The 10,925-nt window shown below is 60.2% G+C and carries 7 protein-coding genes; 1 reads left to right on the plus strand and 6 read right to left on the minus strand.

The window, feature by feature from the left end:
- The coding region (locus ACTQ1S_RS08760) for an IS3 family transposase (protein ID WP_441015707.1) at nt 1–72 on the plus strand (72 nt) is incomplete at its 5' end.
- A gap of 121 nt (nt 73–193) precedes the next feature.
- Here ACTQ1S_RS08760 and larD read toward each other — a convergent pair.
- From larD to ACTQ1S_RS08790, 6 genes are all read right to left on the minus strand, one after another.
- Nucleotides 194–925 (minus strand): D/L-lactic acid transporter LarD, encoded by a 732-nt coding sequence (gene larD, locus ACTQ1S_RS08765; protein ID WP_441017382.1) that lies wholly within the window; start codon nt 923–925, stop codon nt 194–196.
- Nucleotides 926–974: 49 nt separating this feature from the next.
- Nucleotides 975–2,252: a nickel-dependent lactate racemase gene (gene larA, locus ACTQ1S_RS08770; RefSeq protein WP_441547517.1), complete on the minus strand. Its 1,278-nt coding sequence runs from the start codon at nt 2,250–2,252 to the stop codon at nt 975–977.
- Between the two features lie 1,117 nt (nt 2,253–3,369).
- Nucleotides 3,370–6,183 carry a phosphoenolpyruvate carboxylase gene (locus ACTQ1S_RS08775; RefSeq protein WP_441547518.1) on the minus strand — a complete coding sequence of 938 codons (2,814 nt, stop codon included), beginning with the start codon at nt 6,181–6,183 and terminating at the stop codon, nt 3,370–3,372.
- A gap of 257 nt (nt 6,184–6,440) precedes the next feature.
- Nucleotides 6,441–7,754, minus strand: a complete 1,314-nt coding sequence (hisS, locus tag ACTQ1S_RS08780; RefSeq protein WP_427729192.1) for a histidine--tRNA ligase — start codon at nt 7,752–7,754, stop codon at nt 6,441–6,443.
- Between the two features lie 307 nt (nt 7,755–8,061).
- Nucleotides 8,062–9,366, minus strand: a complete 1,305-nt coding sequence (locus tag ACTQ1S_RS08785) for an MFS transporter (RefSeq protein ID WP_441032221.1) — start codon at nt 9,364–9,366, stop codon at nt 8,062–8,064.
- 3 nt (nt 9,367–9,369) lie between these two features.
- Complete coding sequence (locus ACTQ1S_RS08790) at nt 9,370–10,668, minus strand: M20 family metallopeptidase (RefSeq protein WP_441547519.1); 1,299 nt, start codon at nt 10,666–10,668, stop codon at nt 9,370–9,372.
- Nucleotides 10,669–10,925: the final 257 nt, after the last annotated feature.

Consider the following 10,925-nt stretch of genomic DNA (forward strand, 5'->3'; position numbering starts at 1 on the left):
ACGAGGAGGCGCCAGGTTAAACTGAAGGGACTGACCCCGGAGGAGTTCCGGAGACAGTCCCTTGCGGCGTAGTTCTTATTTAAGCCGTCCAAGTTTTGGGGTGCAGTTCAGTGCGCAGCGGGGGTTCTTTCATGTCCGAGGACGCGCTGGGAAGTCACCCCATGCGGCCAGCGGACTACTATGCGGCCTTGGACTAGAACATGCCCAAGAAACCGTGCACAAACAGCGCGGCCAGAGCGGCACCGATAAACGGCGCGATGCCAGGAACGAGCAGGCCGTACTTCCAGTTGTTGTCAGCCTTGTTCTTGATCGGCAGCACCTGATAGGCCATGCGAGGACCAAGGTCGCGTGCCTGGTTCATGGCGAAGCCGGTGATGCCACCCATGCCCATGCCAACGGCCCAAACGATCAGGCCGACGCAGATAGCGAGCATCAGAACGTTCTCGCCGGCGCGGCTAGCGGCAGCAAGGATGGCGCTGATGAACACAAAGGTGCAGATAGCCTCACAGAAGAAGTTGCGGGCATAGTTCGTGCCCTCGGTGGTGGGGTTGGTCGAGAAGATGTTGCGCTGGGCAATGGGGTCGACGACGCCCTCGGAAGCCTTGAACTCGTCGGTATACATAAACCAAGCGATCACGGCGCCCACAAAGCCGCCGAGCATATCGGCAATCATGAAGGGGATGCAGCTGCTCCACGGCACCAGACCGACGATGCACTGGGCAAGCACCATAGCCGGGTTCATGCACACGGCGCCGCCAAAGACAAACAGGCAGACCGAGATGCCAAAAGACCAGGTGGTGATGGCAAACATGTGGCCGGAGCCCTGATACTTGGTGCCCTTAAGCACGGTATCGCAGTGTACGCCCACGCCAAAGATGATCATGAGGGCCGTTGCACCGAATTCGCAGAGGAGTTTGGTAAGCATAAAACCTTATCTTTCTTGTCGGTTACAAACGATTCGTTTAGGCCGCGCGCTAGTGCTGAGCGACGACAACGCCCAGGCCATCGGGAATGACGGCTACCTTGGCATCGGCACCCTTCATTTCAAAGGCGAGCTTGAGCGCCTCCTCGAGGGTGTTGACCGGCGTCATATGCATATCCTTGAGCATCTGGTGATCACACAGGTCGGTGACCATGATCACAGGGTGATGCGCCAGGATGCGGGCAAAGATCTGGCTCGTCCACTGGTCGGGCAGGGTCTCGTCCTTAGGACGGTCGATGCAGGCGCGCTCAAACTCTGCCGGATCGTTGTCAGCGATGTTGTGATAGAAGCCCTCGCCACCGTGACCATCGGCGCAACCGGCGACATCGATGATCACGCCGCCCTCGGGAAGTGTGGCCTCGGCAGCGCACATGCCCTTCACGGCCTGATAGACGTTCTGATCGAGCGGATAGCCACCGTTGGTGGTGATGGCAATCTCGCACTCGACGGGCTCAACGCCGGCAAGACTCTTCACGAACTCGCAGCCGGCCTCGTGCGCCTTGTGAATGTCGCCGGCAAAGGAGCCGATGACCTCGTGCTTGCCGTTGAGCACCACGTTGAGCACAAAGGCAAGGTGAGCCATCTCGGCAGCGGCAAACATGTCCTCGCTCACGTGGTTGTGGCACAGGTTGCCGGCGCGCGAATGGGAATCGTTCACAAACTGGCCGTTGTGGTTGTACATGATGGTCTTGTAGCTGGCGATGCCGGGCAGCACGGACTTGCGGCTGCCAGAAAAACCGGCAAAGAAATGCGGCTCAATAAAGCCCTCGGCAAGCAGTAGATCGCAATCGGCGGCAATCTTGTTGATGATGCACTCGCCACCAGAAGGCAGGGTGCCGATCTTTTCCATCATGCTGTCGTCGGTCGCGACGTGCATGACAATTTCCTCGTTGGCAACGATCTCCTCGCCATACTTGTTGACGAGTTCCTCGTGCGTCGACGGACGATGCATACCCGTAGCAACCAGAATGCGAACGCGCGCCTCAGGCGCAGCGGAGTGGATGTGATGCAGCAGAATAGGCATCGTCACACGCGAGGGAACGGGGCGCGTATGGTCAGAGCTAATGATGACAATATCCTTCTTGCCAGCGCAAAGCTCCTCGAGCGAAGGCGATCCATAAGGGTTGGCAAGCGAATCCTCTACCAGCTTTTCCTGCGATTTTGCAGTCTTAAACTCGTTTTGGTGACCTTCCATCACACCCGCGAAGTTCTTATCCTCGAGCTCCAGATGCAATGTCTTGTGGTCAAACGGCAGTTCACATTCAAACAATGACGAGCGCCCTCTTCCTTTCAACTGACACACTAGATAAACCGTTGGAAGGATACGCCGCTCACCGAAAAACACCACCGTCCACCGAGTCGTTAACAAAACGTTCATATTTGACCCACAACAAAACGGCCGCGATCCCAAGAGGGACCGCGGCCTCCTGTCAAAGAAGCTATAGGCAGGGTGGCTTACGCAGCGCTGAGGCAAACATCAATCCTGTGACATGCGCGTGTAAGCTATCTTGCATAAATAGGTCAATATACTGCATAGAATGACGCATTGGGTTTCGAACCGCAACATGGTAGCCCCCTCCGGAGCGTGCATTTTTGCGAGTATTCAGCATCGCAAGATAAGATTTTCGTGTCAAAAGTCTTTCAAAAGGTAGATCGTCCTCATGACTCGTCCCATCTGGATAACATGCGGCGAGAAACCAGCCATATATGAGCATCGCCAAGGCCCAATTGTCTTGCAAAATCATCAACAAAGGCAGCGAGGGCCGGCTATGGCCTTATGCATCGATCTTTGGCTGCTGAAAACTCCGTTTTTTGCACGTCGCCCCAGGCACCACCCTCACCCAGCGGCCTTCCGCCGAAGCTGGACATCGCAGGGCCCGCCATCAGTTTACTTTTAGGCACACTCCGCAGGACGCAAGAAGCCCTCGCCGCACTCCACGCTATGCGCGAAGCGCGCCATTCTTCTCCTCAGCTTTAATTCCAGAGGACCGAGGACGAAGGGGCCCGACGGGTTTCCCTCTGAATGCATTCCGCAGCACGAAGCCCTTTCCAAACGCGCGAAGCGCGCCATTATTCCCCCAGCAGTAATCCGCCGAAGACCGGACATCGCAGGGCCCGCCATCAGTTTACTTTTAGGCACACTCCGCAGGACGCAAGAATCCCTCGCCGCACTCCACGCTATGCGCGAAGCGCGCCATTCTTCTCCTCAGCTCTAATTCCAGAAGACCGAGGACGAAGGGGCCCGACGGGTTTCCCTCTGAATGCATTCCGCAGCACGAAGCCCCCTTATCCGCAGCTCCGAAGGAGCAGGATAAGGGGGCTTCAAGTGCGAGGACGCATTCAGAGGGAAACCCGTCGGGCCCCGGTGAGAGCCACAGGGCTATCGATTACCCCGTGTTCTGCAGACCTGCCGAGACGCCGGTCACAGTCGAAAGAATCAGGCTCATGTACTCGGCCTTCTTCTCCTCGGCCATCTCGTCCTGGTTCATACGCACCTCGCGGAGGGCGCGGACCTGGGCGATGGACAGGGCGTCGACGTAGGGGTTACGCACGCGAACGGCACAGCCGAGCACGCGACGACGCTGCAGCGGCCACTCGTCACCGACGATGGCAAGGACCCACTTACGGGTGAGCTGCATCTCGGTAAAGACCTTCTTGGACAGATCATCGCGGTCGCCCAGATGCAGATACATCTTGGCAATGCGCTGATCGGTCTTAGCAATCGACATCTCGATGTTATCGATAAAGGTGCGGAAGAACGGCCACTCCTGGTAGGCAGCCTTGAGCTGGTCAAGATCGCCCAGCTGCTCGCAGGCGGTGCCCAGGCCGTACCAAGCGGCCAGGTTAATGCGTGCCTGGCTCCAGCTGAAAATCCACGGAATGGTACGCAGGTCGTCGAGCGACTTGGCACCCAAGCCGCGCTTGGCGGGACGCGAGCCGATCGGCAGCAGACCGACCTCGGTCAGCGGCGTCACAGTCGAGAACCACGGTGCAAAGTCCTCGGTGTTCAGCAGGTCCAGATAGCGCTCGTGGCTTGCGGCGTTGAGTTTCTCGGCCATATCCCAGAACTTCTGCGTGGTCTCGGTGTTGGTCTTCTCGACGCTCGGGGCCGACTGCAAAAGCGTTGCGGCGGCAACGGACTCAACATGGCGCTGAGCCAGCGTGCGGTTGCCGTAACGGGCAAAGATGACCTCACCCTGCTCGGTGAGTTTAAAGAAGCAGTTGACCGAACCCTTGGGCTGCGCCAGTACGGCCTTGTTGGCCGGGCCGCCACCACGGCCCACGGCGCCGCCGCGACCGTGCATGAGCACCAGGTCGATATCGTTCTTCTCGGCCCACTTGGCGATGCGCTCCTGCGCGGAGTGCAGCGCAAGCATGGCCGTGGTAGGACCGGCATCCTTGGAGGAGTCGGAGTAGCCCAGCATAACCTCCATGCGGCGGTTGGTCTGGGCAAGACGCTTCTGCACCACGGGCAGCGTAAGCATCTGGTCGAGCACGTCGACGCAGCCCTCGAGGTCCTCGAGCTGCTCGAACAGCGGGATCACGTCGAGCTCGGGAACGTCCTCCTCGTGTGCGAAGGACAGGTGGGCCAGCTCAAAGACGTCGGCCACATGCTGGGCACTCTTGGTAAACGAGATGATGTAGCGGTGTGCCATCTTCTTGCCGTAGCGCTTTTGGATGGAGCCGATAGCGCGGAAGGTATCGATGACCTCGCGCGTCATGGGCTGCAGGTCGCCATGGATACCGTTTTCGTGGATATCCTTGAGGGCGCGGGCATGCACCACGGAGTGTTGACGGAACTCCATCTCGACCATATGGAAGCCGAAGGACTCGACCTGCCAGATGATGGTCTGCACCGGGCCGTAGGCGGCACGGACGGCACCGCAGGCAGCCAGCGAACGCTGGACGACGCGCAGGTCATCCAGGAACTCGTCGGCGCTATGATACATGGTGTCGGTGATACGACGTACGGTGGCGCTCAGACGGTCGGCCATGACGAGCATGACGGCGCGATGCGGCTCGTGCTCGGAGATAAGCTCGGCGCGGGCCGTGTAATGGGCACTCATCTCGACCTGATGGTTCCACAGGTTGATGAGCTCGGCAGACGGCTTGCTGTAGGTGGCCTCGAGCGTGAGGTTGCGGCCGATGCGGCGGCACTTGTCCTCGAGCTTGAGCACCATGTGGGTGAAGTACTTGGCGGCGACCTCACGGCTCACCTTGGCGGTGACGTTGGGGTTACCGTCGCGGTCGGAACCGATCCAGCTGCCGGGATGGAAGAACGCCGGGCACAGCGGCGGCACGGTACCGGCCTTGTCACCCAGCACCCAGTCGTCAAAGCGACGATAGATGACGGGGATGACGTCGAACAGCGTGTTATCGAAGATGTCGATGATGGTATCGGCTTCCTCGACCGGCGTGGGCTTCTTGAGCGCGATGGGGCTCGTACGCACCAGGGCGTCAATCTCCTGCAGCATATGGCGCTCGTTCTCCACCAGGTCGGAGCCGCCCAGACGCGGACGCTCCTCCAGCAGGTTAGAGATACGGCGAATCTTGCCCTCGACGGCCTTGCGACGGGCCTCGGTGGGATGCGCGGTAAAGACGGGATGGAACTCAAGCTTGCCGAGCAGCTCGTTGGCGCCCTCGACACCCATCTCATCCACCAGCTGGTGATAGGCGACGGTGAGTTCGTTGGCGGGATCGACCTCGGTATCGGTCGATGCGCCGGCCTCACGCTCGCGCAGCTGCTTCACACGGTAGTTCTCCTCCGACAGGTTTGCCAGATGGAAGAAGCTCGTAAAGGCGCGGACGATAACCTGCTGCTTATCGAGCGGTAGGCTGTCGATCAAATCGACGACCTCGCGAAACGCCACAGCAGTGGGCTCGTCGGCGGTGGGCACGCCCTGCTCGTCGACGGCCTCGTCGGCGGCACGGCTACCGGGGTTGCCGGCATTGGCCACGATCTCGGCCGACAGAATCTTGTCGAACAGGTCCGCGATCTCGGGATCATACTCGCTAAGCACACGGCGCTCCAGGCGCAGGAACAGCGCAAGGTTGTCGCGCAGCTCCTCGGGAATCTCAATCTCGGCGAGACGCTCCCTGGACTCGGCATTCGAGCCGATTCGGTTAACGAGGCGGTTGACCACGGCAGCGACGCGCGCCGCGGCTTCGGGTACAGACTGGTTGCTTAGGTTCTCAGCCACGTTTCCTCCCATTCCTCCTTCTATGCACGTAACATGCGGTATTCATTATAGGCACTTGAGAAATACTTTCGACACTGATTGCGCTTTACCACACAAAAGTATTTTCTGCATTGCAAGGCTTTTTGCCCCAAATGGTCGTATTTCTCGGTGGGCGGCATATGCAAACGGGGACATTCCGCATAAAAGCGAAACACCCCCGTAACAATCGTTCGCCGCGAGCGGGACGCGTTAGCGGACCCGCAGCTCAAAATGATGCGCTACAGGCGCTCTCGAACCGCCTCGACCACGTTGGCCAGATCGACCAGCACCTCGTCATGGCTCTGCATGTCGCGCACCTTGACCTTGCCGGCGGCAAGCTCGTCGCCGCCCAAGACCAAAATGAGCTTGGCGCCCACCTTGTCGGCCTGCTTAAACTGAGCCTTGAGCGAACGACCCTGATAGTCTGCCTCGGTCACGATGCCTGCGGCGCGAAGCTTCTGCGTAATGGCAAAAACGTTCTGACGCAGTTCCTTGCCGGCGTTGGCAACGTAGACACACGGAGCCTCATCGGCACCCAGGTCGCTGCCAAAGGCCTGCAGGGCCAGCAGGGCGCGCTCAAAACCGACGGCGAAGCCGACACCGGCTGTGGGCTTGCCGCCCTCGAGCTCGACCAGGCCGTCGTAGCGGCCGCCGCCACCGATGGAGCCGACGCCGGCGCCGGGGGCCTCGACCTCAAAGACGGTACGGGTGTAGTAGTCCAGGCCGCGCACCAGGGTGGGATCCTCGACATACTCGATGCCGGCGGCATCCAGATAGCGCTTGACCTGCTCGTAGTGCTCGCGGCACTCGTCGCACAGGTTGTCACCCATCAGCGGGGCCTCGGCCATGATCTCGCGGCAATGGTCGTTCTTGCAGTCGAAGGCGCGCAGCGGGTTGAGCTCGGCGCGCTCGCGGCACTCATCGCACATCTCGTCGGCGTGATCGAGAATGAACTGCTTGACCTGCTCGCGATAGGCCGGACGGCACTGGGCATCACCCATCGAGTTAATGAGCAGACGGAGCTTGGAAAGATCGAAGCCCAGACGCTTGTAGAACTCCATGAGCATAATGATGCACTCGGCGTCCGCAGCCGGATCGGGAGCACCGAGCCACTCGATGCCCACCTGATGGAACTGACGCAGGCGGCCCTTCTGGGGGCGCTCGCCGCGGAACATGGCCTCGGCATAGTAGGCCTTAAACGGCGTGGAGCCCTGGGGCACCAGGTTGTTCTCCACGACGGCGCGCACCACGCCGGCAGTGCCCTCGGGACGAAGCGCCAAGCGCTGTTTGGGCTTGAGCTTGGCATCGGTGCCCTCGGTAAAGACACGCTCCAGGTTGGCGCCGCTAAACACGCGGAACATCTCCTTGCGCACGACATCGGTCGACTGGCCGATGCCGTGGACAAACACGTCCACCTGCTCGATCGCGGGCGTCTCGATGGGCTTAAAGCCAAACGGCTCGAACACGCCGGCAGCGATCCGCTGCATCTTTTGCCAGGCGCGCATCTCGGCGCCGATAAGGTCGCGGGTTCCCTCCGCCTTCTGTGCCTGCATGGGCAAACACCTTTCTTTTAGTATCGCGTCATAGGTAGTGGTCATTATACGGCACAAAAACAAAACGCGGCGACGCGTCTGACCGAACGAGGGTATGGGGGCTCGTTCGGCCAGACGTGCCGCCGCTGCAGCCGATCCGCTTTCCTCCGCCCCCTTCGAATCACACGATCTGTTGGGGACAGAGGAAAACGGATCATTTTGTATACCCGTGGCCGCCTTGGAAACCGAATGATGGTACGAGCATCCATTCGGCTTCCAAGGCGGCCACGGACAGAACACGGGGCGAACAGAAAAGAGCGACGGACGTCTATTCCCCCGCCACGCTCGCACGCAGCTTAGCGGCGATGGGCTCGGATGCCAGCAGGAATACGAGCATGACCACAGAACACACCAGGCACACGATCCAGGTGCTCGCAAAGGAGCCCGTGGCATCGAACAGCACGCCCGAGACAATGGCACCCACGGTGCCGCCGACCATCTCGAGCGAGGTAATGGTGCCCGTGACCTTGCCCAGATCGGCCATGCCAAACTGCTTGGACGCGGCGATAGTGGGCGTGATGGTGCCCATGCACGTTCCGACACCAAAGCTCACGGCAGCCACAATGGGACCAAGATCGGTCGCGGGGAAGCACAGGGCGACGCAGGCGATAATGCACGCAACGGATCCCAACACGTTGCCAAAACGTAGGCCAAAGCGATCGTAAATGACGCCGAGCGAAATCTTGGCGATAACGACGGTGACCATATAGGCCGAAAGCACAGTGCCCGCCCACACGGGATCGTGACCGCCCGTGACAATCTTGGCGCCGTTGACGGTAACGCTCGTCATGTTGGTGATCTGGTTGGGCAAGATGGCACCGTTAACGAGGCCCATAAAGAGAAAGGCGACGACAAGCAGCCAAAACGCCGGGCTCTTCTTGATGCGAGACCAACCGACGTTAACCTCGGGAGCCGTGTGCTCGTCCTTGTCGCCAGCTGTCGAGACGGACGGATCGCCCGGGTTCTCGCCGAGCGGCTTAAGGCCTATCTCAGAAGGCTTGGTGCGGAAGGAATAGGCCGTGATGGGCAGCGCCGCCACCATGCAGATGGCCGCGAGCACCAGGAAGGCGGAACGCCAGCCAACGCTCACGATAAGCGAGCTCACGGTGGGAGACAGAACAGCGCCTCCAAAGCCCGAGCCCGAAAGTGCTATGGAGATCGCAAGACCTCGCTTGGCCGTAAACCAGTTGGCGGTCACAAGGCTAATGAGCAGGCGGGTCGAGGCGACGGCAAAGCAGCCCGAGACGGCAAAGAGCACGTAGACCTGCCACAGCTCACCGACAAAGCTCATCCCGGCAAGAACGGCAGAGGTGGCGATAACGGTAAGGGAACCCAAGATGCGACCGCTCACTTTGTCGGCAACATGGCCAATGACAAGCGAGCCGACAACGCTCACCACGGTTGAGATGGCGTTGGAGATGTTGTACTGAGCAAGGGAAATGCCCAAGTCGCTCACGATAAGCGGCTGAAACAGGCTCATGCAGTTAACGAAAATCGTGTAACACGTGGCCATGATGACAAAGCCGGAGGCCACGACGAGCCAACCGGGGAAGAATTTATGCTGCTGGGACATGGATTACTCCTTGTGGTCGGCGATATAGCCCAGGGCGACCGCCGCATAAGCCGCGGCGCCGAGCGGCAACTCGGCATCGCTAAAGCGTGCCTTGGGATGGTGCTGGGCAAAGTGCTCGTCCGTATCGGTCACAGCCGCACCGAACGTAAAGTACGCGCTCGGTATCTCGCTCGAGATAAGCGCAAAGTCCTCGCTCGCCATGGCATGGAACAGAGGCAGGAAGGCGGCCTTGGGCAACGTCGCACCCACATAGCCAAGCGAAGCCTGGGTCATATCGTCATCGAGCACGAGCGGGGGAACATCCGAGAGCGTCTCGATAGTCGCCGGCGTACGATAAGTCGTGGCAACGCCTTTGACGACCTCCGCGATGCGGGTCTTGAGGTGCTCCATGAGCTCAACGTCAAAGCCGCGCAATGTTCCCTCGAGCACGCAGGTGTCGGGAATCACATTGGCCGCTTGGCCACCGGCAAACTTACCCACGGTGAGCGCGACCTCCTTGGCCGCCGGCACCTCGCGAGCGATAAGCTCCTGGAGCGCCAGGTGCACATGCACGCCTGCCGTGATGGGGTCGATGCAGATCTCGGGGCTCGAACCGTGGCCGCCCTTGCCCTGCAGCGTGATGCGGAAACCGTACACGCCCGAAAGCGCCGGGCTGCCGTAGAGCACCAGACCAAGCGGCGACTGGCTGTTGACATGCATGGCAAAAGCCGCCTGAGGACGCGGGTTCTCGAGCAAGCCGTCGGCGATGGCAGCACGTGCCCCCTCAAAGGTCTCCTCGCCCGGCTGGAACAACAGCTTGACGGTGGCATTGGCGTCGACAAGCGCGGCCTCGCGAGCCTTGAGCAGGCGCGCCGCACCAAGCAGCGCCGTCGCGTGCATATCATGACCGCAAGCATGCATGCAGCCATTGGTAGATGCAAAGGGCTCGCCGGATTCCTCGGCAACGGGCAGGGCATCCATGTCGCCGCGCAGCATAACGACCGTACCGGCCTGTTCGTCCGTGCAGACGCCATTGCCCTGGGCCGCGGCGGCACCGACACCGACAAGGCCCACAACGCAGGAACCATCGACGAGCGTGGAAAATGGGATGTCCATCTCGTTCAGGCGCGCTTGGATATACGCAGAGGTCTGTGGGAGGTCGTTACCGAGTTCGGGCATCCGATGCAGATCGTGACGCCATGCGGCAAGCTCATCGGCAAAAGCCTGAGCCTCTTTGACCAGACCGTCGCCAATGGCGGCTTGCGCCGCCGCTGAGGTCTGAAGCGCTGGTTGTGGTTGGAAATCGGACAGAGCTGGTGCCATAGATGCCCTCCAGTAAAGTTTTAGCAGCAAGCACTTTCATACTCTAAAGTGCAGGGCATAACTTTAAAGGCGACGCATAAAAAACGCCGCCCCAGAGGGACGGCGCAACAGATTGTTTACAAACGCGCTCGCGGCTTTTTACGCAACTCTCTGTTAGACCAGCATTGACGTAGCCGCTCCCTGCCGTTGCCAATAGTCCCAGAAGGGCTGGGGACGATCGATCATCTGGCGCCTCGTATGCTCGTAGAAGCCGCAGG

It is taken from the genome of Collinsella sp. LCP21S3_D3 (assembly GCF_052118305.1).
Classification (GTDB): domain Bacteria; phylum Actinomycetota; class Coriobacteriia; order Coriobacteriales; family Coriobacteriaceae; genus Collinsella.

Excerpts from the sequence above, each read along its gene's own strand:
- ACTQ1S_RS08785 (WP_441032221.1), bottom strand. The coding sequence starts at position 9,366 with ATGTCCCAGCAGCATAAATTCTTCCCCGGTTGGCTCGTCGTGGCCTCC.
- ACTQ1S_RS08790 (WP_441547519.1), bottom strand. The coding sequence starts at position 10,668 with ATGGCACCAGCTCTGTCCGATTTCCAACCACAACCAGCGCTTCAGACC.
- larD (WP_441017382.1), bottom strand. The coding sequence starts at position 925 with ATGCTTACCAAACTCCTCTGCGAATTCGGTGCAACGGCCCTCATGATC.
- hisS (WP_427729192.1), bottom strand. The coding sequence starts at position 7,754 with ATGCAGGCACAGAAGGCGGAGGGAACCCGCGACCTTATCGGCGCCGAG.